The sequence below is a fragment of the Pseudomonas hefeiensis genome, from assembly GCF_030687835.1.
Lineage (GTDB): Bacteria > Pseudomonadota > Gammaproteobacteria > Pseudomonadales > Pseudomonadaceae > Aquipseudomonas > Aquipseudomonas hefeiensis.
In genome coordinates, this window is record NZ_CP117449.1 from 1,394,179 (window position 1) to 1,417,132 (window position 22,954).

Consider the following 22,954-nt stretch of genomic DNA (forward strand, 5'->3'; position numbering starts at 1 on the left):
CAGTCGACACTTAGTCGGATGTGACGGCCTCTTCGCGAGCAAGCCCGCTCCCACGGGTCCAGGTAACCCCCCTTCAAATCGCAGGCGTTATGACTTTAATCCTTGGTATCGACCCCGGTTCGCGCATCACCGGCTACGGCGTGGTTCGTGATACCGGGCGCGGCTGCGTGTACGTCGCTTCAGGCTGTATCCGCACCGGTGCCGGTGAGTTGCATGAGCGCTTGCAGATCGTTTATCGCGGCGTGCGCGAAGTCATCCAGACCTACGGCCCGGTTACCATGGGCATCGAAAAGGTCTTCATGGCGCGCAACGCCGATTCTGCCCTGAAGCTGGGGCAGGCTCGTGGGGCGGCCATTGTCGCCGGAGCCGAGGAAAACCTGGAAATCGCCGAATACACCGCGACCCAGGTCAAGCAGGCGGTCGTTGGGACGGGGGCGGCGAACAAGGAGCAGGTGCAAATGATGGTGATGCACCTGCTGAAACTGGTCAGCAAGCCGCAGATCGACGCTTCCGACGCCCTGGCCATCGCCATTTGCCATGCCCATACCCGTTCCAGCCTGTTGCCTCATGGCCTGGGAGCCGCACGCAGTCGTGGCGGGCGCCTGCGTCTCTGATAGCATCAGCGCAATCTTTCGTGAGCCCGAGCATTTTGCGCCTGTGTCGTCGACCTCCATGCTCCGGCCGTTACTCGCCAGCCCACGGCTGGCCTACGCCCAAGGATCTGAAACGTGATTGGACGCTTGCGCGGCACCCTGGCTGAAAAACAGCCGCCGCACCTGATTCTGGATGTAAATGGCCTGGGTTATGAGCTTGAAGTGCCCATGACCACGTTGTATCGCCTGCCGTCGGTCGGTGAACCGCTGACGCTGCACACCCATTTGGTCGTGCGCGAGGATGCGCAGTTACTCTATGGCTTCGTCGGCAAGCGCGAACGGGACTTCTTCCGCGAGCTGATCCGTCTCAACGGTGTCGGTCCGAAACTGGCCCTGGCCTTGATGTCGAGCCTGGAAGTCGACGAACTGGTGCGCTGCGTGCAGTCCCAGGACACTTCGGCCCTGACCAAGGTGCCAGGTGTGGGCAAGAAAACCGCCGAGCGCCTGTTGGTTGAGCTCAAGGACCGTTTCAAGGCCTGGGAAGCGGTGCCGGCCATGTTCGCGCTGGTGCCTAACCAGCCGGACGCACCAGCACCTGCGGTCAGCGCGGAAAACGATGCGGTCACCGCCCTGATCTCCCTGGGCTACAAGCCGCAGGAGGCCAGCAAGGCGATTTCCGCTATCAAGGAAAAAGGCCTGAGCACTGAAGATATGATTCGTCGTGCCCTGAAGGGAATGATTTAAGTGATTGAAGCCGATCGTCTGATCGCCGCCACGGGCGCACCCCGTGACCGTGAAGAAGTACAAGACCGTGCGATTCGTCCCGTCAGCCTGGCCGATTACATCGGTCAGCCGGCGGTTCGCGAGCAAATGGAACTGTTTATCCAGGCGGCCCGTGGGCGCAGCGAGTCCCTGGACCACACCTTGATCTTCGGCCCGCCCGGTTTGGGCAAGACCACCCTGGCCAACATCATTGCCCAGGAAATGGGCGTGTCGATCAAGAGTACCTCCGGACCGGTCCTCGAGCGTCCGGGTGACCTGGCTGCGCTGCTGACCAATCTTGAGCCCCATGATGTGCTGTTCATCGACGAAATCCATCGGCTGTCGCCGATCGTCGAGGAAGTGCTGTACCCGGCCATGGAGGATTTCCAGCTCGACATCATGATTGGTGAGGGGCCGGCGGCCCGTTCCATCAAGCTCGATCTGCCGCCGTTCACCCTGGTGGGCGCCACGACTCGCGCCGGCATGTTGACCAACCCGCTGCGGGACCGTTTCGGGATCGTCCAGCGCCTGGAGTTCTACAACAACGCCGATCTGGCGACGATTGTCGGTCGCTCGGCCGGCATTCTCGGGTTGCCGCTGGACCCGGATGGCGCTTATGAGATCGCCCGGCGGGCGCGGGGTACGCCGCGGATCGCCAACCGGCTGTTGCGTCGGGTCCGGGATTTTGCCGAAGTTCGCGCCAAGGGCCACATCACCAAGCCGATTGCCGACCTGGCGCTGAACCTGCTGGACATCGATGAACGTGGTTTCGACCATCAGGACCGGCGCCTGCTGCTGACCATGATCGAGAAATTCGACGGCGGTCCGGTGGGGGTGGACAGCCTGGCGGCGGCCATCAGCGAAGAGCGCCATACCATCGAAGATGTGCTGGAACCGTACCTGATCCAGCAGGGTTACATCATGCGCACCCCTCGCGGGCGGGTGGTGACTCGTCACGCCTATCTGCATTTCGGCTTAAACATCCCGACACGAATGGGTGAGATGCCGGTGGTAGACGAATTCCTCGATGCCGTGGACGATTGAACGACCTCTGTGCAGCGACTTTTTTCAGGTTCGTGCTGTCCCAGACGACACCCGGAGCGTCATTGCATTCGAGAATGAAAAAACAGTTGCCTGGCCGATTGGCAACCTGAGGAGTAAGCACTAGAGTATGCGCGCGCAAAACGGGCTGGAGTCGTTCGCACATCGCTGTCGCGTTTATTACGAGGACACTGATGCCGGCGGCATCGTTTACTACGTCAATTACCTCAAGTTTATGGAACGGGCTCGAACCGAACGGCTGCGGGAACTGGGTTTTGCCCAATCCGCGCTGGCAGGGGAGGACCTGTTATTCGTCGTGCATTCCAGCGAAGCGCGCTACCACGCGCCGGCGCGACTGGACGACGAGCTTCTGGTAAGTGCCGATGTCATCGAATTGAACCGTGTCAGCCTGCGCTTCAAGCAGCAGGTCAGGCGGGCTACGGATAATGCGCTGCTCTGTGAAGGGCAGTTTCTGGTGGCCTGTGTGCGCACCCATAGTTTGAAACCCCGGGCCATTCCCGAAGCTCTACGCACGGCCTTTGCCGGCGTGAGCGGCGCCGGTACATACTCAGAGCAGGAGATAAAGCGTGGAAGCTAACGTCGTCGACCATTCCTCCATGTGGAGCCTGGTCAGCAATGCCAGCGTCGTGGTGCAGTTGGTAATGCTGATCCTGGTAGCCGCATCGGTGACCTCATGGATCATGATTTTTCAGCGCAGCAACATGCTGCGCGCCGGTCGCCGTGCCCTGGAGAGCTTCGAAGAGCGCTTCTGGTCCGGTATCGACCTGTCCAAACTCTACCGCCAGGCCGGCAGCAACCCGGACCCGGATTCGGGTGTCGAGCAGATATTCCGCGCTGGCTTCAAGGAGTTCTCCCGTCTGCGCCAGCAACCAGGCGTGGACCCTGAAGCGGTGATGGAAGGTGTGGCTCGTGCCATGCGCGTCGCCATTTCCCGCGAGGAAGAAAAGCTCGAACAGGGCCTGCCATTCCTGGCTACCGTCGGTTCGGTCAGCCCGTACATCGGCCTGTTCGGTACCGTGTGGGGGATCATGAACTCCTTCCGTGGCCTGGCCACTGCCCAGCAAGCGACCCTGGCCACCGTGGCCCCGGGTATCGCCGAGGCATTGATCGCCACCGCCATCGGTCTGTTCGCGGCCATTCCGGCCGTTATCGCCTACAACCGCTTTGCTGCCCGCAGCGAAACGCTGACCAGCCGTTACTACACCTTCGCCGATGAGTTCCAGGCGATCCTGCACCGCAAAGTGCACACCAGCGAAGAATAAGCAGGTATTTCCCAATGGCTTTAATCGCTCGAGCCCGAAAAAAGCGCAAGCCGGTTGCCGAGATGAACGTGGTGCCTTACATCGACGTGATGCTGGTGCTGCTGGTCATCTTCATGGTGACCGCGCCGATGCTCAATCAGGGCGTGAAGGTTGATCTGCCCAAGGTTTCCAGTGAAGCCTTGCCGCAGGACAACAACACCCAGGTCCTGACCATTTCGATCAAGGCTGACAAGACCTACTACTGGAACCTTGGCAGCGAAGTCGACACCGAGAAGCAGCAGGACCGGGCAATGACCTTGCCACAGATGACCGATGCAGTGACCAAGATCATCAATGCCGGCAACAGCAACGGCAAGCGCACCCAGGTCTTCATTCGCGGCGACAAGACCGTCGACTACGGTGCCGTGATGGGCGCCATGGGCGGCCTGCAAAAAGCCGGGGTCGGTAATGTTGGCTTAATCACCGAGGCACCCTGATGCAGCAACAGCGAGAGCCGTCCGCCTCGGAAAGCTACTTCTGGCCTAGTGTCTGGGCAATTGGCCTGCATGTGCTGGTGTTTGGCATGCTGTTCGTCAGTTTTGCCATGACCCCGGAGCTGCCGCCGGCCAAGCCGATCGTGCAGGCGACCCTGTATCAGCTCAAGTCCAAGAGCCAGGCCACCACGCAGACCAACCAGAAGCTTGCCGGTGAGGCGAAGAAATCCGCCGCGCGCCAGACCGAAGTCGAGCAGATGGAGCAAAAGAAGGTCGAGCAGGAAGCGATAAGAGCTGCGGAACAAAAGAAAGAGCAGGCGGCTCAAAAGGCCGAAGAAGCCAGGAAGGCTGACGAAGCCAAGAAAGCCGACGAAGCGAAGAAGACCGCTGAGGCCAAAAAGGCAGAAGAGAAACAATTGGCTGATATAGCCAAGAAGAAATCCGAAGAAGAAGCCAAGAAAGCCGCTGAAGAAGAGGCCAAGAAAGCGGCCGCTGAAGAAGCGAAGAAAAAGATTGTCGAGGACGCCAAGAAAAAAGCGGCCGAAGACGCCAAGAAGAAAGCTGAAGCTGACGAGGCTAAAAAGAAAATCGCCGAAGACGCGAAGAAGAAAGCCGCCGCCGACGCCGCCAAGAAAAAGGCTCAGGACGCAGCGCGTAAATCCGCCGAAGAGAAGAAGGCCCAGGCCTTGGCAGATTTGCTTTCCGACACGCCAGAGCGTCAGCAGGCATTGGCTGATGAGCAAGGCGATGAAGTCGCCGGCAGTTTCGATGATTTGATTCGCGCCCGAGCGGCGGAAGGCTGGGCTCGTCCACCTTCGGCACGCAAAGGCATGACAGTAGTATTACAAATCGGCATGTTGCCCGACGGTACGGTTACCTCGGTCAGCGTGTCCAAGTCCAGCGGTGACGGCCCGTTCGACGCTTCGGCGGTCGCGGCGGTCAAGAACATTGGGCGATTGACGGAAATGCAAGGAATGAAACCGAGCGATTTTGCTCCCTATCGTTCATTCAAGATGACATTCACACCTGAGGATCTAGCCTTGTGAGAAACCTTCTTCGATCAATGCTGGTCGTTATCTGCTGCCTGGCAGGGATAGCGGTAGCAGAGGAAAAGAACATTCTGGTCACCAGCGGCAGCGACCGGGCGACCCCGATCGCCGTCGTACCGTTCGGCTGGCAGGGCGGTAGCGTCCTGCCGGACGACATGGCGGAAATCATCGGCAATGACCTGCGCAACTCGGGTTACTACGCGCCGATTCCGAAGCAGAACATGATCAGCCTGCCGACCCAGGCCAGCGAAGTCATCTACCGCGACTGGAAAGCCCTGGGCGCCCAGTACCTGATGGTCGGCAACATCGTACCGGCCGGCGGTCGCCTGCAGGTGCAGTACACCCTGTTCAACGTCGCCACCGAGCAGCAAGTGCTGACCGGCAGTGTGTCGGGCAGCGTCGATCAACTGCGCGACATGGCGCACTACATCTCCGACCAGTCGTTCGAAAAACTCACTGGCATCAAGGGCGCGTTCTCTACCCGCATGCTCTACGTGACGGCCGAACGCTTCTCCGAGAAAAACACTCGCTACACCCTGCAGCGTTCAGACTATGACGGCGCTCGCGCAGTGACGCTGCTGCAATCGCGCGAGCCGATCCTGTCGCCGCGTTTCGCCCCCGATGGCAAGCGTATCGCCTACGTCTCGTTCGAGCAGAGGCGTCCGCGTATTTTCATGCAACACATCGACACCGGTCGCCGTGAGCAAATCACCAATTTCGAAGGCCTGAACGGTGCGCCAGCCTGGTCGCCGGACGGTACGCGCCTGGCGTTCGTGCTGTCCAAGGACGGTAACCCGGACATCTATGTGATGAATCTGGCTTCGCGTGCGATTTCTCGCGTGACCAATGGTCCCGGCATCAACACCGAACCGTTCTGGGGCAAGGATGGCTCGACCATCTACTTCACCTCCGACCGTGGCGGCAAGCCGCAGATCTACAAGACCAGCGCCAGTGGTGGCGGTGCCGAACGCGTGACGTTCGTCGGTAACTACAACGCCAACCCTAAACTGTCGGCGGACGAAAAGACCCTGGTGATGATCCATCGCCAGGATGGCTTTACCAATTTCAAGGTGGCGGCCCAGGATCTGCAGCGCGGTAGTGTAAAGATCCTCACTGATAGCACTCTGGACGAGTCGCCTACTGTTGCGCCCAACGGCACCATGGTAATCTACGCCACCCGCCAGCAGGGCCGGGGAGTCTTGATGCTCGTGTCCATTAATGGACGCGTGAGGCTCCCGCTTCCTACCGCACAAGGCGAAGTCAGAGAACCGTCCTGGTCCCCTTACCTGAACTGACGCGGCGCAATACGTTTTACTTAACACACTGGGGTTCATTAGGAGTTTCACGATGGAAATGCTGAAGTTTGGTAAATTTGCTGCGCTGGCTCTGGCCATGGCTGTAGCTGTAGGTTGCTCGTCCAAAGGCGGCGACAACGCCGGTGAAGGCGCTGTTGATCCAAACGCTGGTTACGGCGCTAACACTGGTGCAGTTGACGGCTCCATGAGCGAAGAAGCTGCTCTGCGCGCAATCACCACCTTCTACTTCGAATACGACAGCTCGGACCTGAAGCCAGAAGCCATGCGCGCTCTGGACGTTCACGCCAAAGACCTGAAGGCGAACGGTGCTCGCGTCGTTCTGGAAGGCAACACCGACGAACGTGGTACTCGTGAGTACAACATGGCACTGGGCGAGCGTCGTGCGAAAGCCGTTCAACGCTACCTGGTACTGCAGGGTGTTTCCCCAGCTCAGCTGGAACTGGTTTCCTACGGCGAAGAGCGTCCAGTTGCTACCGGCAACGACGAGCAGTCCTGGGCTCAAAACCGTCGCGTCGAACTGCGTAAGTAATTCGTCATGCGAACGTGCCGCCGTGCTGTAACTGTTCTGGCTCTCAGCCTCGCGCCGCTTGCGGTGTGGGCTGCGGTTCCCGTGGTCGATAATGACAATAGCGCAAGCAATTATCCGCCTGCAGGTTACGGTACGAGCGGCGCCTATGCCGGGGGAGGGGTTTCGGCCCCTGTCTCGGCACAGGGCCAGCTGTTCAACCAGCTGCAGCAAATGCAAGATCAGATTTCACGCCAGCAAGGCGCGATTGAAGTTCTGCAAAATGAAGTTTCGCGCATGAAGCAGGAAAGCCTGGAGCGATACCAGGATCTTGATCGGCGCATAGGAACCGGTGTTGCACCTGCCGCGACTCCTGAGAATTCTCCAGCCGGTGGCGACTTGAGCGCCCCTGGCGCAGCCGCAGGCGCGGGGGCAGCCGCTCCGGCACCTGCAGCCGGTGGTGAGCCGGCTGATCCGGCGAAGGAAAAGCTCTATTACGATGCCGCCTTCGACCTGATCAAGGCCAAGGATTTCGACAAGGCCAGCCTGGCCTTTGCCGCTTTCCTTCGCAAATACCCCAACAGCCAGTATGCGGGTAACGCCCAATATTGGCTGGGTGAAGTGAATCTGGCCAAGGGCGACCTGCAAGGTGCCGGCCAGGCCTTCGCCAAGGTTTCGCAGCTCTATCCCAAGCACGCCAAGGTGCCGGACTCGCTCTACAAACTCGCTGACGTGGAGCGTCGCCTCGGTCACACCGACAAGGTCAAGGGCATTCTGGAGCAGGTGGTGGCCCAATACCCGGGTACATCCGCCGCCCAACTGGCCCAGCGTGACTTGCAGCGTATGTGAAGCTGTTTGATCCGTTTCGAAGAAACCCGCACTTGTTGCGGGTTTTTTCGTTAGAATTCACGCCCTTTTTATGAAACACGCTTCTTGGGGCCTGCGCGTTGGCGGGGTTGCTGGAAGTGCCTGACGGAGGCGGACAGCCTGTTTAGCTGTTACGCCCGTGGCGACTATGCAAGACACATTGAGAATCACCGAAGTTTTTTACTCGTTGCAGGGTGAAACGCGAACGGCCGGGCTGCCCACAGTATTTGTGCGCCTCACCGGCTGCCCGTTGCGTTGCCAATACTGCGACAGTGCCTACGCCTTCAGTGGCGGCACACTGCGAAGCCTCGACGATATCCTTGAGCAGGTAGCCGGCTATCGCCCGCGCTATGTCTGTGTCACGGGCGGCGAGCCACTGGCTCAACCCAACGCCATCCCCTTGCTCAAGCGGTTGTGCGATGCCGGTTACGAGGTCTCGCTGGAAACCAGCGGCGCCTTGGACATCGCGCCCGTTGACCCGCGGGTCAGCCGCGTCGTCGATCTGAAGACCCCAGGGTCCAAGGAAGCCCATCGCAACCGCTATGAGAACATCGAACTGCTGACGCCCAACGATCAGGTCAAGTTCGTCATCTGTTCGCGGGAAGACTATGACTGGGCCGTGTCCAAGCTGATTCAGTACGGTCTCGACCAACGGGCCGGCGAGGTGTTGTTTTCGCCGAGTCATCATGACCTGAATGCCCGGGAGCTGGCGGACTGGGTGGTGGCGGACAATTTGCCGGTGCGCCTGCAATTGCAGCTGCATAAATATCTTTGGAACGACGAGCCGGGGCGCTGATATGACTGAACACTCGAACATTGCAGAAAAACGTGCGGTCATCCTGTTGTCCGGCGGTCTGGACTCTGCGACGGTCGTGGCCATGGCTCGCGCCGAGGGCTACAGCTGCTACACCATGAGTTTCGATTACGGCCAGCGTCATCGTGCTGAACTGCACGCCGCCGAGCGGGTCGCCCAGGACCTGGGCGTCGTTGAGCACAAGGTAATCGGCCTGAACCTCAACGGCATTGGCGGCTCGGCCCTGACCGACAGCTCCATCGACGTGCCCGAAACACCCAGCGAAGGCATCCCGGTGACCTACGTGCCGGCACGCAACACCGTGTTCCTGTCCCTGGCCCTGGGCTGGGCCGAGGTGCTGGGTGCCCGTGACATCTTCATCGGCGTCAACGCCGTGGATTATTCCGGCTACCCGGACTGCCGCCCGGAGTTTGTCGAAGCCTTCGAACGCATGGCTAACCTGGCGACCAAGGCTGGTGTAGAAGGGCAGGGTTTCCGTATTCAGGCGCCACTGCAGAATCTCAGCAAGGCCGACATCGTCCGGGCCGGGGTGAAGCTTGGCGTGGACTACGGGCTCACCGTTTCCTGCTATCAGGCTGACGATCAGGGGCGTGCCTGCGGTAAATGCGACAGCTGCCGCCTGCGTGCCGAAGGCTTCGCAGCGGCGGGTGTGAGCGATCCAACCCCTTATTTTTGATTTATTTCAAATTAGGTGTTGAATAGTCCTTAGAAATCAGTATTATACGCGCCACCACACAGCGGGTCGTTAGCTCAGTTGGTAGAGCAGTTGGCTTTTAACCAATTGGTCGTAGGTTCGAATCCCACACGACCCACCATTTTTGCAGTTTTAAAAGTCTGGAAGGCCCACGAAAGTGAGGATTTCCGGATTTTTTTTTGCCTGTAGAAAAAGTCGCAGATCGAAAGCCGAAACCACTCGACGGTTCGAGTGGTTCCCTGGGCTCGTTAAAGCAGGCCGTCCTCGGCGCATACCTTCACGATCTGCTCGCGAAACCAGATGTTGGCGTTGTCCTGACCGGGTTTCTCGCTCCACATCATATCCAGCGTAAAATTCGGTAAGCCCGCTGGTGGCCTGCGATGGCTGTATTTGCCTTCATCGCAGGTCAACGCCTGGATGCGCCGAGGCAGAGTCAGGATGAAATCGGTCCCGGGAATCATATTCAGTGCTGCCACGTAGCTGTTGGCCCGGGCGACAATCTGTCGGTTGTAGCCTTGCCGGGCGAGCCAGCCATCCACCATATTGGTGTCGGACGTCCAGGGCGTCGGAAAAACATGCTGGCAGGCAACAAACGCTTCCAGATCAAATTCCTCCTTGGGCAGCGTAAAGTTTTTATCGACCACGCAGACCAACTCATCTTCCAGCAATATTTGCGATCGTAATCCCTTGGCGCTGCGATGAAAGTTGGGACCGAAACAAATGACCAGATCGAAGCGACCCTCCATCAGTTCGTCAACTGGAATATCTTTGTGGAATTTCGTGATGTTAATGATGACGGGGAAACGACTGCCAATGAATCGTTTCACTAACTGGGGAAGTATAAGAAGTTCAAAATACTCCGGGGCGCAGATATTGAATGTTATTTCTTTTTGGGTCGGGTCGAAAGTTTGAATGCCGGAGTGGCATATATTAATGGTTTTGAGGATGGTGAGTACGTGGCTGTACATGGCCGTGGCTTTGTTCGTGGGCCGCATGCCACTACGGGTATTGATGAATAACTCATCTTCAAAACTTGTGCGCAGCTTCTTCAGGCAGTAGCTCACGGTTGACTGGCTCACGCAAAGGGTCTCGGACACCTCGGTGACGCTGCTTTGCTCGTACACCGCGACAAACACCATCAGGTCCTGCATGTCCAGCTTTCTAAGCAAATTACTATTGAGCATAAGATCCTTCTCGGCGCAATCCATCAGGTAGCGTCCCTTGTTTTTATGACAAAGGGGTTTATTTATATATTAGCGGAAGGCATTTATTTTTTAAATGGCTTGTGGGAATTTTCTTAAATATGCTCGCCTCGCTTTTTATAGAAATCCTGCACAAGGACGGAGGAGGACGATATGCAAATTCGCGTCGCAGAAACTAAGACACCGTTATGGGTGCAAGCCACTGAAGTAGTGAAAGAGAAATTTCGCAGTTCTTATTCGGCATCGGTTGAGCCGAACCCACAATACTTTGCGGTCACCCAGGATCCGTCAGACCGTATTCTTGCCTGTGCCGGTATTACATTCGCGGACCACCGCACACTGTTCTCCGAGCAATACCTGGCGCAACCGATAGAAGCGATTTTGTCCCAGCGCCAGGAGAAAACGATCGACCGCTCAAACATTGTCGAGATTGGCAATCTGATCTCCCATCACCTGACGGCCGGCATGATTCTGGTCAACATGATCCCCCTGCTGTCCTGGTGCATGGGCGGGCATTACTTGTTGTGTACGGTGACGCCCCGGGTTCGGCAAATGATGGAAAGTTGCCAGATCGATTTCGAGCCGCTGCTGACAGCAGACCCTACACGCCTGACCGAAGACGGTGGCAAGAACTGGGGGACCTATTACTCCAAATTGCCGGTCACCGGGTTCATCCGGGTAGACCCGCAGCGCTCGCGCTTCGCGGCCATGACGCTCAACACCTCGTTCACCCAACTGCCCAGCGATTCACTGGCGAGGGCGCAGCCATGAGCGGTGGGTTTATCCATCAATTGCAAAGGGCGTTGCAAGACAATCGCCAGGCTGTCTGCGCGGTGGACTGGTCGGCGTCGGGCGGCGAGCCGCAGGCATTGACCTATGGCGAGCTGGAACATCGGGCGCTCAATCTGGCCGCCGAACTGCAACGGCGTTTTCCTTGCCCGGCCCATGGCGATCATGTGGTCTTGGGAATTGCCACGCGTAACAGCAGCGACTGGCTGGTGGCCGACCTTGCTTGCCTGTTTGCCGGGATCACCGCATTACCCTTGCCGTTGGCTTTCAGCCAGGCCCAGGCAGAGCATTTGGCCGAGCGTTGCGACGGGTTTGTGGTGGATGCCGCCGGGCAGCGAACACTGGCACAGCGTTGGAAGTTGAATTTCCCTGAAAGCCGTTTGCGCCACATCAGCGAGCCGGTCATCGAACAGCCTTTGTTGCATACGCCCGATGGCGATGAAGACTGGATCTGCAAAATCATTCACACCTCGGGCACGACCAGTCGGCCGAAGGGCGTGCAGTTAAGTACCCAGGCGGTCGGTGCGGTGCTGGCATCGCTGCGTCAACGCATGCCCGCCGATGCTCATCGCCGTTACCTGTCGCTGGTGCCCTTGAGTTTGCTGCTCGAACAGGTGACTGCCGCCTATCTGCCGTTGCTGGCGGGCGGAACCGCGCATTTCTTGCCACCGAACGAAGCGTTGCTCGGCGAGCCAGGGGCTTCGCCACAGCGTCTGGTCGACTGGATCCTGCAGGTCCAGCCAACGGCCTTGACGGTGCCACCGGTCATGGTCAATCGCTTCCTGGAACAAATGGACGAGGGAGGCGAGCAGGGCGAGCGCCTGGCGGGCTATCTGCAATCGGGTGTGCATATTACCTGCGGCGGCGCGGCGGTCAGCATCGATGTGCTGCGCGGTCTGGCTGAGCGGGGCATTGCTGTGTACCAAGGCTACGGCCTGTCCGAGAACGCCTCGGTGGTCAGCATGAACACCTTCGAACAGCAGCGCCTGGGCAGCGTGGGCAAACCCTTGCCCCATGTCCAGGTGCGTATCGGCGCTGACCAGACCATCGAGGTCAAGAGCAGCTCACTGTTCAGCGGCTATTCCGGCACGGACCCCAGCGCCTGCTCCATGTCCGGCGATGGCTGGATGGACACCGGCGACCTGGGAATGCTGGACGCCGATGGCTACCTCTACGTGCACGGGCGCAAGAAGAACGTGATCTGCCTGCCCAACGGGCGCAACGTCAGCCCCGAACAGGTTGAGCTGGAATATCGCAAATACCCCGGCGTCAACGATGCCGCGGTGTTTTTCGATGAGCGCCACGGCCTGGTGGCGTTGCTGTGTGTCGAGTCGGCACCGGCGCGCGATGAACTGGTGGCCTGGTCCGCCGGGCGTTTTTCCGACATCGAACGACCGAGTCGACTCTGGTTGTTGACCCAGGATGACCCGTTGATCGAGCAGCTTTACACCGTTACCGGCCGACCGAAACGCGCCGACATCGCCACTGTTTTTTCCACTCTGCAAGGGACTGCATCCAATGACCACGCCTGCCTTTCACTTTGAAACCGCGGACATTTCCATCGTCGAGTCGCACCACTTCGCCAGCCTGGGCAAGAGCGAGCTGTATGAGCTGCTGGGCCATTACGGGGTCGTGCTGTTTCGCAACTGTATCCACAGTGCTGAAGATTTCAGCGCCTACGTCAAGCACAACAGTTCGCGGCTGAGCCTGGATCCGGCCCGCGTCATGGTGGGCGGCGCGGCACAGTTGGTGGACGCCGGGCATCAGGCGGTTGGTCTGCACTGTGAAAACGGCAACTCGCCGTTCTGGCCGGACATGACTTGGTTCTATTGCCAGGAAGCACCACGCAAGGGGTCGCAAACGACGTTGTGTGACGGTGAGAAGGTGTTGGCGAAACTGTCCCCGGTCTGCCGCCGATTTTTTGAAGAAAACCCTATCCGCTACAGCCGTACCGTTGCGGGGGAAAAGTGGCGTCGCTTGGTTTGCCACTATTCGCCTGCGTTGTCGGACCCGGCGGCCGTCGAAATCGAGGATCTGTGGCAAATCATCGGGGAGGACCCGCAGACGGTTATTTCCTTCAACCCGGCCGATGATTCGATTCATTACGCCTTCAGCACCCCGGCGATCCTCACGTCCGCGTTCAGCCAGCGTCCGGCCTTTGCCAACAGCATTCTGGGACCGTCCTTCAACTACGAAGCTCCTGTGATCGACACCGTGGGCGGGCAGCCGATCCCTGCCGGGTTTCTGCTGGAAATTGCCGAAGTGTCCGCCCAGTACACCTGCCCGGTTGGCTGGCGCGACCATGACGTGGTGATGATCGACAACCGTCGGGTCATGCACGGTCGTGAAACCATCGTCGACGAACGTCGACGCATCTTCAACGCCTTGAGCTATCGCTGAGACTCATCATGAATAACAAAAAATACATCATCAGCGGACAGTACGAGACCTACCTAGACGGCGATGGTCGGCAGATTATCGACCTGACCGGCGGGTTCGGTTTCCAGGTGCCGCCCGTGATCGAGGCGGTCAGTCGCCAAGCGGACATCATGGGGTTATCCAACCGGGTGCTGATGTCCGAACCGCTGATTGCCTTGTGCCGACGCCTGGCCGAGCTGCTGCCCGCGCCGCTCGTCAACTCTTATGTGTGCAGCTCCGGGGATGAGGCGTTCGAGGGTGCATTGAAGTTGTGCAAGGGCCTTAAGCCCAAGGGCAACACCATCGTGTTCATCCAGGGCGGTGATTATGGTGCGCTGACTTACGGACGTTGCCTCAACGCCGCGCAAGACGATCTGACGGTGCAGGATTTTCTGGGGCTCAGGCGGGTGGCGATTCGGCATCTGGCTGACCTGGACGCGGTGGACTGGAGCGATTGCTTCGCGGTGTGCCACAGCAACACCCGCGTGGACGCCAACGGCCGATTGCAACTGCTCGATCCTGCCTTGCTCGAGCAGTTGCATGCCCGCGCAGCACAGGCTTGCGCACCGGTCATCGCGGTCGACACCCACAGTTGCCTCGGTAGCCTGGGTTCGCTGTTCGGTTTCCAGCGTTATCGTCCTGTCCCGGACATTGTCGTGCTTGGGGGACCCTTGGGGGGCAGCGCGATTCCCATCGGCACCTATACCTGCAGCGAGCGTATGGCCTGGCAGGTCTATGGGCGAAGCAGTCCAGCCAAACACGGCAGCACCACCGCCGGTAACCCGATGGCGTGTGTAGCGGCCCTGGCCGCCCTGGATTATGTGCAGGCTCACGACTCGCCTCGTCATTGTCTGGAGAACGGTCAGCAACTGGCGCAAACCCTTGCTTCATTCGGTGCCGTGGCCGTGGGCGGCTGGGTCAGCCTGCCGCTGGCCGATGACCTGCAACCGTCCCTGCTGTGCGAAGCGCTTTACCAGCAAGGCGTTTATATCAACCCACCCCGGGGCCGCGAATTGATCTTGCGCTGCCCGATCACTGCACGCCCCGAACAGATTCAACGTGCCGCCCACCTCATCAAGGAGACGCTAAGCCATGTCCTTACTCAGGCCGCATGAACAACTGCTGGATGATTGCCAGCGGCACTGGAGCGCATCGGCGGCCAAGCTGTATCGCCTGGGCAAGACCAGCGTCGAACAGCAGACCGATGGCATCCATGTCACCGACCACACCGGCAAGCGCTTCATTGATTGTGCGTGCAGCTACGGGGTGTTTATCGTCGGGCATCGCAACCCGACGGTGCGTGAGCAGGTGCAGACGCAACTGAATCAGTTGGCCTGGGTCCCGGAAGGCCGGCGCCATCCGCTTCAAGACAAACTGTCCGAGCGGCTTTGCCAACTGGTGCCGGGAGAATGGGGCGACGTGCAATTCATGGTCTCGGGCGCCGAGGCCGTCGAGCAGAGCCTGCGTTATGTGCTGCGGATCCAGCCCCAGCGCCGCAGGATCGTAGTGATGAGCGGCTCCTACCATGGCAAGACCCTGGCAGCGATGAGCATTCTGGGCCAGCAACAGCACCACAGCAGTTATGGCATTGCTTGCCCCGAAGTGACCTGTGTCCCCTACGGCGATTTCGCCGCCCTGCAAAAGGCCGTGGGCGAGGGTGTCTGTGCGGTGTACGTCGAGCCGATTCTGGGCGGCGCTCATCTACAGGTGCCCCCGGTGGGCTACATGGCCAACCTTCGCGCCTTGTGCGACGCCACGGGCACCCTGCTGGTGGCGGATGAAATCCAGACCGGTTTCGGGCGCTGCGGCAAATGGTTCGCCGTGCAATATGACGACGTGGTGCCCGACATCATGATCCTCTCCAAGGGCCTGACCGGCGGCTACACCTCGTTCGCTTGCGCCATGTACAGCCAGCGCCTGGCCACCCAGTATCCGCTCAGCGAAATCGAACCCGACACGCGAACCAACGGCGGGCATCCGCTAGCCTGCGCCTCGGCGCTTGCGGCCATCGACTACATTGAGCAGCACAATCTGGTGGAGCTCTCGCGGGTCAACGGCGGGTTGCTGCGCCACGGCCTGCAACGACTGGCCTTGCGTTATCCGCACATTGTCGAGGATGTGCCGGGCGTCGGCCTGATGACGGGCCTGCGCCTGCGTGGTTCAGTCTATGAGGCGCTGATGAGCATGGAGCTGGGCAAGCGTGGCGTCCACGCCGGGCACTCAATGAATGAAAAGGCCGAACGCCCGGTGTTGCGTTTCTATCCGCCGCTGAACATCACTCCCGAAGCCTTGCAGCATGTCCTGGCAATGATCGAAGAGTCCCTGCAGGCCATCGATCGGCGCCCGGCGTTGGCGGTGAAAGCGTTTTCCCTGGTGGTGCGCAACATGTACCTGTTGCCCAACAAGTGGCTGCGCAGCAAGGAGGCGTCATGAGCCTGTTCAACCCCGATACGCTGACCCTGCGGGAAATGGCCGGTCTGCTGCGACGTGGTGTGCTGACCAGTGCCTCGTTGCTGGAGTTTTACCTGCAACGCATCGCTGAGCGTAACCGGCAGATCAACGCACTGATCCAGTTGGCGCCGGTTGAGGAACTGCGGCGCCAGGCCCGCGAGGCGGACGAGATGGCGCGCGTTGGCCAGATCAGTGGTCCGTTGCATGGCATTCCCATCACCATCAAGGACGTCCTGCATGTGCGTGGTTTCAAGATGTCCCGGGGGTTGGGGGAGCTGTTGGGCGAACCCAGCGAGCAGGACGCAACGGCCGTCGCCCGGCTTCGCCAGGCCGGAGCGATCATCCTGGGCATCAGCAATGTGCCCGAGCTGTGCATGGCCTTCGAAACCGATAACCTGGTCTACGGCCGGACCCTGAACCCCCACGACCTGCAACGCTCCGCCGGCGGCAGTAGCGGCGGGGAGGCAGCGGCGATCGCTGCCGGATGTTCGCCGGCCGGGCTGGCGTCCGATGCCTGCGGCAGCGTGCGGATACCGGCGCACTTCAATGGCATTTGTGGTTTGAAACTGACCCAGGGAAGGGTGCCGTTGACCGGTCAGTTTCCCAATGACCGTTCCGGACTGTTTCACATGACCTCGGCCTTTGGCGTGATGGGCCGCTATGTCGATGACCTGGCGCTGCTCGGCCAACTGATCAGCGGTGCCGACGGGCAGGATCCGGACACCGTCGATGTACCGTTCGCCGACAGCGAGCCGCTGGCCAGCCTGCGGGTGGCGCTGTTCTCGGCGTCGAGCCGCACGCCGGTCAGCGCGGCGGTGAGCCAGGTCTTGCAGCACGTCGAACGGTGCCTGGGCCCGGTGGTGGCCGAGGTGAGTACGGTCGCGCCGCCGATGCTTGATGAAGCCTGCGATGTGCTGTGGCGGGTATTCATCACCGGCGCCGACGCCGGTCGCGGCTGGCGGCAACTGTTCGAGTCCATGAACAAGCAACGTTTTACCCCGGCCATCGCTCAACTGCTGGACATGAGCGAGGCGGTGGAGTTGACCGTGGATGAAGTCAAACGCGACTGGATCATGATCGATACGTTTCGCTATCAGTTGGCGAAGTTCTTCAAGCAGCACGACCTGTTCATCTGCCCGGTCTTTCCAGACGTCGCGTTCCGCCATGGAGAATCCCTGAAGGATCGCGACCAGTATGCCTTCGTGTTCCCGTTCAGCCTCAGTGGTTCCCCGGCCGTGGTGATTCGCGCCGGAACTGACCCGGCCACCGGAATGCCCATCGGCATCCAGATTGTCGGACCCCACTGGCAGGAGGAACGGTTGTTGGCGGTGGCCGCTTTCCTGGAGCGTGAGCTGGAGCGCTGGAGTCCGGTTACGCCCCGTCCGGCATCGACGTACTGACCGCCCTCAAGCCGTAACGGCTCTGGCGTTACGGCTGCTGAGCACCAGTGCCAACATGCCGATACCCACCAGTGCAGCACCGAGGATCTCGATCATCAGCGGTAGCTGCCTGAGCCAGAACCAGTGCAGCACGGTCACGAACAGGGTGCTGAGGTAGACATAGGAAATCACCGTGGACGGCGCGATCACCCCGATTGCCCGGTGCAACAGCCAGAAAGTGGCGAGGGTGCCGAACACTGCCAGGTACATCAGCCAGCCGATGTCCAGCGTCGACAACTGCAGAGCGCTGCGCCAGCCGCCGCTGAACAGGCAAAACACCAGCAGAAACAGCGCTCCGAACAACATGTTCCAGAACGTCATCGTCACCGGGTCGCGACCTTTGAGTGCGGTGGCCTTGAACCGTTGACTGAGGGGGGAATACAACGCCATCGCCAGGCAGCCGGCACCGAAAACCAGCACGGGATAGAGTGCCGGCAATTGTCCCGGGGCCGAGCCCTTGAGGGTCAGCAATACAGCACCGATCGCCGCAACCGACATCGGCAGCAGGCGGGTCTTGAGGCTCGGACTGGGCAACAGAAACACTTCGAAGAACAAGGTCATCAACGGCACCAGCGTATACAGCGTCGCGGTATTGACCGCCGAGGTGTAGCGCAACGCTTCGAACAACGAACCGAAGTACGTCGCTAGCAGCAGGCCAAGTACGGCATGGGCCAGCAGGCCTTTGCCGGAGATCGGCGAGGTGTTTTTCAGGAGTAACAGCGGCAGGAACATCAGGGCGGAAAACAGCAGCCGCAACCCCGTGAGCAGGATCGGATCGATTGATTGGCTGACCTGCGCCGCGGCAAAAAACGACGCTGCGATCAGTATCGCCCAGATGAGCATGCCCCAGTGAGCGGCTGCGAAACCGACGTTTTTCATCAAGGTTCTATTCCTGCTTTCAAATACCGGAACGTCATGAAGGACAAATCGGCCGGCCGTCATGGTGAGTGTGAGCAACAGGGCCGCAGTAAACTGCAGCCCTTTGACGCCACTAGCTGATGTGTCGCGCGTATTGTTTGGGATTGAAGCGCAGGACCATCACGATCATCAGCGCCATGACTGCCGTGAGCGACCACCAGGCCCATTCAAAGCTGCCCAACTGATCGCGGATCATCCCGGCAATCAACGGCGAGAGCCCGGCGATCAGGTAGCCGATACCTTGCACGAACGCCGTCAGACCACCGGCCCGACGTGGGTTGTCCAAGTGATCGAGGGACACGATCAGGCTCATCGGGAACAGACCGCCAATGCCCAGCCCCAGCAGGCAAGGCCACAACAGGCTGAAGCGGTCCGGGCTGAGGATCAGGCCGCAGAAACCAGCGATGATCAGGACCAGCAAAACGGCCAGGACCAGGCGCTTGTCCTGGCTGCGGTTGGCAATCGCCGGGGTGACGAGGCCGGACAATACTTCCATCGCGGTGAGGAACCCCAGCAGCAGGCCGGCATGCTGTTCGCTCCAGCCTTTCTCCACGTAGTACGGCGCCAGCCACGCGAGCACGCAGGTGTAGGAGGCGGTGCCGAGGCCGAAGAAGATCGCCAGCAGCCAGGCCCGCGAATTGCTGAAAAACGATTCCTGGCGCTGCGCCGGGGCTTCGGGCAAAGGCGTGACGGCCGCGCGCTGAGCGTACCAGCAGCCCAGCGCTATCAGCGCCAGCAGTGCCCAGATCGCCAGGCCGATACGCCAGCTGCCGGTCTGCGCCAGGACGAATGGTGAAAACGACGCGGCAATCGCCGCGCCGCCCATGATGGACGTGACGTACAGGCCCATGAACAACGAGACGTTGTCGGCGAAGCGCGATTTGATCAGTGCCGGCATCACGGCCTGGATCAGGGCGATACCGATCCCCGCCAGCACCGCGCTGATAATCAGCTCGGCGGCGCTGTCCAGGTACAGGCGCGATGCCGTGGCGATGCCGATGATCAGCAGCGACAGCACGATGGTGCGGTGTTCACCGATGCGCAGGGCAATGCGCATGCCTAAAAACATTGCCAAGCCCATGGCCATGACCGGCAACATGGTCAGTAACGAAGCGGTGCTGAAACTCAGCGGCACCTCGCCGCGAATGGCTGACAACAACGGCCCGACCGCCGCCATAGAGGGGCGCAGGTTTAGTGCCACCAACACCACGCTGACCATCAGCCAGACGGCGTGGGTGCTTGAAGTTCGAACGTTTTCCATAACAGAGCCTTGCTGGATAAAGCTCCATTAGGCTGGGGTGTGAAAGGCGGGGCAAACTGAAATCTGGTGGGGGGTATTTAAAAATCAGGTGGTTCACCAGCCGGTCTGGCCACTGACCCTCTGTGTACGAACCTGCTCGCGATGGCGGGTACGCTAGCGTGCATCCATGTTCAACACATCTTCTGTGGGAGCAAGCTTTGCTCCCAGATTGAACGGCGACAGCGTTGGATTTCCCGGCCACACACATGTCCTCTGTGGGAGCAAAGCTTGCTCGCGATGGCGGTGGGGCAGCTTGCATCAATGTTGAATGTGGCTCAGTCCTCGCGAGCAAGCTTTGCTCCCACATTGAACAGCGACAGCCTTCGGTTTCCCGGCCACCGGCATGTCCTCTGTGGGGAGCAAAGCTTGCTGCGACAGCGCAGGGGCAGATTGCATGCGTGTTGAATGTGGCTCAGTCATCGCGAGCAAGCTTTGCTCCCACATTGAACCGCGACAGCCTTCGACTTCCCGGCCACCGACATATCCTCTGTGGGAGCAAAGCTTGCTGGCGACAGCGCAGGGGCAGATTGCATGCGTGTTGAATGTGGCTCAGTCATCGCGAGCAAGCTTTGCTCCCCCATTGAACGGTGACAGCCTTCGACTTCCCGGCCACCGATAATCCTCTGTGGGAGCAAAGCTTGCTCGCGATGGCGGTGGGGCAGCTTGCACCAATATTGGATGTGAAGGCCTCTTCGCGAGCAAGCCTCGCGCTCAAAGGGCTGCTGGTTGATTGGAAATTCCCTGGCAGCCCGTCAGTAGTCCATCTCCGGGCTCAACGTTCCCAGCCATGCCACTAACGCCAGTATTGTCACCGCCACGGATAACTCCAGAACCATGCTGCGCCGCAGGGCATTGACCGCAGCTCGGTGCTCGCCGGTCTGCCGGGCCTGCTCCAGCAAGGGAGTTAAATGAAAGCGGTTCAGCGCGGCGAACACCAGCATCGCCGCGAACAAGGCGACTTTCAGTGCCAACAGTTGACCGTAGGTGCTGTCGAGCAGCCCGTCGACGCGGGGGCCGACGATGAACAGATAATTCACTACACCCGTCACACTGATCACCACCACAATCACCGCTCCGACGGTTTCAAACCCGGTCAGGGTTCGCGCCAGGACCGACAGACGGCGCTCAGCCTGGCGAAGCAGCAGGGCAAACGCAGCCAGGGCGCCCACCCAGCCGCCCGCCGCCCACAGGTGCATAAAATCGGTGATGAAGTGCCAGTTACGGCGCTGGCCTTCGTCCATGGCGCCATGCCCGGCCCAGGCCAGTGTCGCAAGGGCCACGGCACCGCTCAGGGTGACCAGCCACAAGCTGGCGGTTGGTGCTGGGCGGTTCAGGGCCACCGCTATTGTCGCCAGCAACAGCGCGGCGATCCGAACGCTCCAACTCAAACCCACGTCGGTCTCGAACACCATCATTTCGATATGCGGCAACAGCTCGTTCCAGTCGGTGACACCGCTCATGGCCCAGGCCATGCACAGCATGGCGGCCGCAGACAGCAGCAGGCCGAACAGCGCCGTGGCCAGCAGAAGTGCCCTGAAATGCACCACCACGCCCGAGATCCGTTCTGGGCCGCGCAAGCTATACAGGCCGAAAGCCGCCAGGCCGAACAACAACATCAAGTCCAGATACAGGGCCAAGCGCAGGACAATGTTGAGCAGATCGATGTTGATCGAGCCGCTCAAGTCACTTCACCTTGAACGTGACATTGCCGGTGATCGGATGAGTATCGGATGACACCGCGCGCCACTGGACCTGGTAGGTGCCGGCGGTGAGCGGGGCGTTCGGGGTAATGACCATGGTTTTGGGATCGTCGCTGCCGGAGACCTTGGCCTTCATGGGCATGGGCGAGTGCGCCGACATGCCGGGCATCCCCGTCATGACCAGCTTGGCGCCGGAGAATTTGGTCATCAGGTTCTCGGAAAAATGCAGTTCGATTTTTGCCGGCGCCGCACCTTCAGCACCTTCGGCGGGTGTGGAGGAAAGCAGCTTTGGGTGCGCTTGGGCCAGGCCACTGATCAACAGGCCTGTGGACAACGCGATGGTGACTACAGCGGTTCTGATAAATGACATGCAAGGACTCCTACAGCACAGGTTTCTAGTTTTTTTGGTGGATTGCAATTACAAACACCCTCAGAACCACATGCGCACGCCCAGCACCAGGCGTGCCTCGCTGCGGTCTTCGCCTTCTTCGCGGGCATAGTCGGCGGTGTTGCCGTAGACGCGGTTCCAGGTGACGCCGATGTAAGGGGCGAACTCGCGGCGGATTTCGTAGCGCAGCCGCACACCCACTTCAGTGTCTGCCAGCCCGGAGCCGACACCTCGACCGGGGTCGTTCTTGCCGTAGAAGTTGGCTTCGGCGGTGGGTTGCAGAATCAGACGATTGGTCAGCAGGATGTCGTAGTCGCCTTCCAGGCGCAGCGCACTCTGACCGCCTTCACCGATGAACGCGGTGGCCTCGGCTTCGAAGTTGTACAGCGCCATGCCCTGTACACCGAAGGCCGCCCAGGTTTGCGGGTCGCCCGGCTTGAAATCCTGGCGCACACCGGCGACCACATCCCACCAGGGACTGACGGCGTGCCCCCACAGGGCCTGAAGCTCGGCTTCCTCGGTCTTGCCGTTGGTGCGTTCGCCTTCGGAGCGCAGCCACAAGCGGTCGATGTCGCCGCCGATCCAGCCCGAGGCGTCCCAACTCAGGGCGCTGCCATCATCGGCGTCCTGCCATTCCAGTTGATCGATCAGGAAGAACGAGTTGACCGCGCTGTCATGCACCGCGTGGCCGCCGTGGTCTTCAAAGACGGCGGCGCGGTCGGCGGCGGTCAGCTCGGGGATCGGCGTGCGGCTGGTGGTGGGGGCTGATTCCATGGATTCCATGCCCTGCATCGAGTCCATGCCTTGCATCTGGCTATGGTCCATCCCCTGCATCTGACTGTGATCCATGCCTTGCATGTCATCGCTCGCGGCCCAGGCCGAGCCAGTGGCGCTCAGGGTGAGGCTGGCAATAAGTGCCAAGGGGTAGTGAAAAACACTGGTCATGGTCGGC

Annotated in this window: 24 protein-coding genes and 1 tRNA gene; 19 read left to right on the top strand and 6 right to left on the bottom strand. The window is 60.1% G+C overall.

From position 1 onward, the window contains the following. Positions 1 to 89 precede the first annotated feature (89 nt). The 13 genes from ruvC to PSH57_RS05995 all read left to right on the top strand — a co-directional run bounded on the left by ruvC (position 90) and on the right by PSH57_RS05995 (position 9,518). On the top strand, positions 90 to 614 hold the full coding sequence (ruvC, locus tag PSH57_RS05935; RefSeq protein ID WP_030140802.1) for a crossover junction endodeoxyribonuclease RuvC: 525 nt from the start codon (positions 90 to 92) through the stop codon (positions 612 to 614). Positions 615 to 728: 114 nt separating this feature from the next. Next, positions 729 to 1,337, top strand: a complete 609-nt coding sequence (gene ruvA / locus PSH57_RS05940; RefSeq protein ID WP_058542614.1) for a Holliday junction branch migration protein RuvA — start codon at positions 729 to 731, stop codon at positions 1,335 to 1,337. After that, positions 1,338 to 2,399 carry a Holliday junction branch migration DNA helicase RuvB gene (gene ruvB / locus PSH57_RS05945; RefSeq protein ID WP_047227069.1) on the top strand — a complete coding sequence of 354 codons (1,062 nt, stop codon included), beginning with the start codon at positions 1,338 to 1,340 and terminating at the stop codon, positions 2,397 to 2,399. It abuts the gene before it with no gap. Positions 2,400 to 2,526: 127 nt separating this feature from the next. After that, a complete protein-coding gene (ybgC, locus tag PSH57_RS05950) occupies positions 2,527 to 2,994 on the top strand; it encodes a tol-pal system-associated acyl-CoA thioesterase (RefSeq protein ID WP_305388430.1) in 468 nt (155 codons plus the stop codon). Continuing rightward, entirely contained in the window at positions 2,984 to 3,679 is a 696-nt protein-coding gene (gene tolQ / locus PSH57_RS05955; protein WP_047227067.1) for a protein TolQ, read from the top strand. Before ybgC ends, tolQ begins: the two co-directional genes overlap by 11 nt. A gap of 23 nt (positions 3,680 to 3,702) precedes the next feature. Further along, a complete protein-coding gene (gene tolR / locus PSH57_RS05960; RefSeq protein WP_162277330.1) occupies positions 3,703 to 4,155 on the top strand; it encodes a protein TolR in 453 nt (150 codons plus the stop codon). Beyond that, on the top strand, positions 4,155 to 5,198 hold the full coding sequence (gene tolA / locus PSH57_RS05965; RefSeq protein WP_305388432.1) for a cell envelope integrity protein TolA: 1,044 nt from the start codon (positions 4,155 to 4,157) through the stop codon (positions 5,196 to 5,198). The genes tolR and tolA overlap by 1 nt, the downstream gene beginning before the upstream one ends. Continuing rightward, positions 5,195 to 6,496, top strand: a complete 1,302-nt coding sequence (gene tolB / locus PSH57_RS05970; RefSeq protein WP_371134782.1) for a Tol-Pal system beta propeller repeat protein TolB — start codon at positions 5,195 to 5,197, stop codon at positions 6,494 to 6,496. Before tolA ends, tolB begins: the two co-directional genes overlap by 4 nt. 52 nt (positions 6,497 to 6,548) lie before the next feature. Continuing rightward, entirely contained in the window at positions 6,549 to 7,046 is a 498-nt protein-coding gene (pal, locus tag PSH57_RS05975) for a peptidoglycan-associated lipoprotein Pal (RefSeq protein ID WP_030140795.1), read from the top strand. Between the two features lie 6 nt (positions 7,047 to 7,052). Then, on the top strand, positions 7,053 to 7,871 hold the full coding sequence (ybgF, locus tag PSH57_RS05980) for a tol-pal system protein YbgF (protein ID WP_305388436.1): 819 nt from the start codon (positions 7,053 to 7,055) through the stop codon (positions 7,869 to 7,871). 166 nt (positions 7,872 to 8,037) lie between these two features. Beyond that, positions 8,038 to 8,685 carry a 7-carboxy-7-deazaguanine synthase QueE gene (queE, locus tag PSH57_RS05985; RefSeq protein ID WP_305388438.1) on the top strand — a complete coding sequence of 216 codons (648 nt, stop codon included), beginning with the start codon at positions 8,038 to 8,040 and terminating at the stop codon, positions 8,683 to 8,685. 19 nt (positions 8,686 to 8,704) lie between these two features. Continuing rightward, positions 8,705 to 9,379 (top strand): 7-cyano-7-deazaguanine synthase QueC, encoded by a 675-nt coding sequence (gene queC / locus PSH57_RS05990; RefSeq protein WP_305390303.1) that lies wholly within the window; start codon positions 8,705 to 8,707, stop codon positions 9,377 to 9,379. Positions 9,380 to 9,442: 63 nt separating this feature from the next. Then, positions 9,443 to 9,518: transfer RNA gene (locus tag PSH57_RS05995), tRNA-Lys, on the top strand. Between the two features lie 127 nt (positions 9,519 to 9,645). Here the strand turns inward: PSH57_RS05995 and PSH57_RS06000 are convergent. Further along, the gene (locus PSH57_RS06000) at positions 9,646 to 10,581 is read right to left on the bottom strand and encodes a LysR family transcriptional regulator (RefSeq protein ID WP_305416677.1); all 936 of its coding nucleotides are present in this window, start codon (positions 10,579 to 10,581) and stop codon (positions 9,646 to 9,648) included. 171 nt (positions 10,582 to 10,752) lie between these two features. Here PSH57_RS06000 and PSH57_RS06005 point away from each other — a divergent pair, with 171 nt between their 5' ends. Genes PSH57_RS06005 through PSH57_RS06030 form a run of 6 tightly spaced genes read left to right on the top strand, consistent with a single transcriptional unit; the run spans position 10,753 to position 17,657 of the window. Further along, positions 10,753 to 11,370, top strand: coding sequence for a thermostable hemolysin (locus PSH57_RS06005; protein ID WP_305388439.1), 618 nt, complete (start codon positions 10,753 to 10,755; stop codon positions 11,368 to 11,370). Then, on the top strand, positions 11,367 to 12,932 hold the full coding sequence (locus PSH57_RS06010) for an AMP-binding protein (RefSeq protein ID WP_305388440.1): 1,566 nt from the start codon (positions 11,367 to 11,369) through the stop codon (positions 12,930 to 12,932). The genes PSH57_RS06005 and PSH57_RS06010 overlap by 4 nt, the downstream gene beginning before the upstream one ends. Beyond that, positions 12,907 to 13,788 carry a TauD/TfdA family dioxygenase gene (locus PSH57_RS06015; protein WP_305388442.1) on the top strand — a complete coding sequence of 294 codons (882 nt, stop codon included), beginning with the start codon at positions 12,907 to 12,909 and terminating at the stop codon, positions 13,786 to 13,788. The genes PSH57_RS06010 and PSH57_RS06015 overlap by 26 nt, the downstream gene beginning before the upstream one ends. 8 nt (positions 13,789 to 13,796) lie before the next feature. After that, on the top strand, positions 13,797 to 14,921 hold the full coding sequence (locus PSH57_RS06020) for an aminotransferase class III-fold pyridoxal phosphate-dependent enzyme (RefSeq protein ID WP_305388445.1): 1,125 nt from the start codon (positions 13,797 to 13,799) through the stop codon (positions 14,919 to 14,921). Continuing rightward, positions 14,899 to 16,239 (top strand): aspartate aminotransferase family protein, encoded by a 1,341-nt coding sequence (locus tag PSH57_RS06025; RefSeq protein ID WP_305416428.1) that lies wholly within the window; start codon positions 14,899 to 14,901, stop codon positions 16,237 to 16,239. Before PSH57_RS06020 ends, PSH57_RS06025 begins: the two co-directional genes overlap by 23 nt. Then, positions 16,236 to 17,657 (top strand): amidase, encoded by a 1,422-nt coding sequence (locus PSH57_RS06030; RefSeq protein WP_305388449.1) that lies wholly within the window; start codon positions 16,236 to 16,238, stop codon positions 17,655 to 17,657. The genes PSH57_RS06025 and PSH57_RS06030 overlap by 4 nt, the downstream gene beginning before the upstream one ends. Before the next feature lie 6 nt (positions 17,658 to 17,663). Here the strand turns inward: PSH57_RS06030 and PSH57_RS06035 are convergent, their stop codons facing one another. The 5 genes from PSH57_RS06035 to PSH57_RS06055 all read right to left on the bottom strand — a co-directional run bounded on the left by PSH57_RS06035 (position 17,664) and on the right by PSH57_RS06055 (position 22,947). Continuing rightward, positions 17,664 to 18,575, bottom strand: a complete 912-nt coding sequence (locus tag PSH57_RS06035; protein ID WP_305388451.1) for a DMT family transporter — start codon at positions 18,573 to 18,575, stop codon at positions 17,664 to 17,666. A 112-nt stretch (positions 18,576 to 18,687) separates the two neighbouring features. Beyond that, a complete protein-coding gene (locus PSH57_RS06040; protein WP_305388453.1) occupies positions 18,688 to 19,875 on the bottom strand; it encodes a cyanate transporter in 1,188 nt (395 codons plus the stop codon). Between the two features lie 791 nt (positions 19,876 to 20,666). Beyond that, entirely contained in the window at positions 20,667 to 21,530 is an 864-nt protein-coding gene (gene copD, locus PSH57_RS06045; protein WP_305390305.1) for a copper homeostasis membrane protein CopD, read from the bottom strand. 67 nt (positions 21,531 to 21,597) lie between these two features. Continuing rightward, positions 21,598 to 21,984 carry a copper homeostasis periplasmic binding protein CopC gene (gene copC, locus PSH57_RS06050; protein WP_305388455.1) on the bottom strand — a complete coding sequence of 129 codons (387 nt, stop codon included), beginning with the start codon at positions 21,982 to 21,984 and terminating at the stop codon, positions 21,598 to 21,600. Positions 21,985 to 22,044: 60 nt separating this feature from the next. Next, on the bottom strand, positions 22,045 to 22,947 hold the full coding sequence (locus PSH57_RS06055) for a copper resistance protein B (protein WP_305388458.1): 903 nt from the start codon (positions 22,945 to 22,947) through the stop codon (positions 22,045 to 22,047). Positions 22,948 to 22,954: the final 7 nt, after the last annotated feature.

Bases quoted from the DNA above. Each gene is read 5' to 3' on its own strand.
- ruvC (WP_030140802.1), top strand. From the start codon at position 90: ATGACTTTAATCCTTGGTATCGACCCCGGTTCGCGCATCACCGGCTAC.
- ybgC (WP_305388430.1), top strand. From the start codon at position 2,527: ATGCGCGCGCAAAACGGGCTGGAGTCGTTCGCACATCGCTGTCGCGTT.
- tolA (WP_305388432.1), top strand. From the start codon at position 4,155: ATGCAGCAACAGCGAGAGCCGTCCGCCTCGGAAAGCTACTTCTGGCCT.
- pal (WP_030140795.1), top strand. From the start codon at position 6,549: ATGGAAATGCTGAAGTTTGGTAAATTTGCTGCGCTGGCTCTGGCCATG.
- ybgF (WP_305388436.1), top strand. From the start codon at position 7,053: ATGCGAACGTGCCGCCGTGCTGTAACTGTTCTGGCTCTCAGCCTCGCG.
- queE (WP_305388438.1), top strand. From the start codon at position 8,038: ATGCAAGACACATTGAGAATCACCGAAGTTTTTTACTCGTTGCAGGGT.
- PSH57_RS06000 (WP_305416677.1), bottom strand. From the start codon at position 10,581: ATGCTCAATAGTAATTTGCTTAGAAAGCTGGACATGCAGGACCTGATG.
- PSH57_RS06005 (WP_305388439.1), top strand. From the start codon at position 10,753: ATGCAAATTCGCGTCGCAGAAACTAAGACACCGTTATGGGTGCAAGCC.
- PSH57_RS06010 (WP_305388440.1), top strand. From the start codon at position 11,367: ATGAGCGGTGGGTTTATCCATCAATTGCAAAGGGCGTTGCAAGACAAT.
- PSH57_RS06015 (WP_305388442.1), top strand. From the start codon at position 12,907: ATGACCACGCCTGCCTTTCACTTTGAAACCGCGGACATTTCCATCGTC.
- PSH57_RS06020 (WP_305388445.1), top strand. From the start codon at position 13,797: ATGAATAACAAAAAATACATCATCAGCGGACAGTACGAGACCTACCTA.
- PSH57_RS06025 (WP_305416428.1), top strand. From the start codon at position 14,899: ATGTCCTTACTCAGGCCGCATGAACAACTGCTGGATGATTGCCAGCGG.
- PSH57_RS06030 (WP_305388449.1), top strand. From the start codon at position 16,236: ATGAGCCTGTTCAACCCCGATACGCTGACCCTGCGGGAAATGGCCGGT.
- PSH57_RS06035 (WP_305388451.1), bottom strand. From the start codon at position 18,575: ATGAAAAACGTCGGTTTCGCAGCCGCTCACTGGGGCATGCTCATCTGG.
- PSH57_RS06040 (WP_305388453.1), bottom strand. From the start codon at position 19,875: ATGGAAAACGTTCGAACTTCAAGCACCCACGCCGTCTGGCTGATGGTC.
- copD (WP_305390305.1), bottom strand. From the start codon at position 21,530: ATGTTGTTGTTCGGCCTGGCGGCTTTCGGCCTGTATAGCTTGCGCGGC.
- copC (WP_305388455.1), bottom strand. From the start codon at position 21,984: ATGTCATTTATCAGAACCGCTGTAGTCACCATCGCGTTGTCCACAGGC.
- PSH57_RS06055 (WP_305388458.1), bottom strand. From the start codon at position 22,947: ATGACCAGTGTTTTTCACTACCCCTTGGCACTTATTGCCAGCCTCACC.